The organism is Citrobacter sp. TBCS-14 (assembly GCF_005280805.1).
GTDB classification, from domain to species: domain Bacteria; phylum Pseudomonadota; class Gammaproteobacteria; order Enterobacterales; family Enterobacteriaceae; genus Citrobacter; species Citrobacter gillenii.
Genome location: NZ_SZWM01000235.1, coordinates 1 through 223 on the forward strand (window position 1 = coordinate 1; position 223 = coordinate 223).

A 223-nucleotide genomic window follows, 5' to 3' on the forward strand; every position below is an offset into this window, starting at 1 on the left:
CCGTGTCTGATCGTCGCTATCGCATGAAGGGGCTCAAAACGGGGGAGGTCGCTATCTACGATGACCAGGGGCAGTCAGTCACGCTGACACGCGCCGGGATTGTTGTTGATGGTGGTGGCAAGGTGATTACGTTCAAAAATGCGCCAAAAGCCCGTTTTGAAATGGATCTGGACGTTACCGGCCAGATCAAAGACCTCTGTGATACTTCTGGCCAGACAATGTC

1 pseudogene is annotated in these 223 nt (G+C 53.4%); it reads left to right on the top strand.

The annotated features are described in order from the left end of the window. Window positions 1–223: pseudogene (locus FDX22_RS12260) on the top strand (phage baseplate assembly protein); the annotation flags it as partial.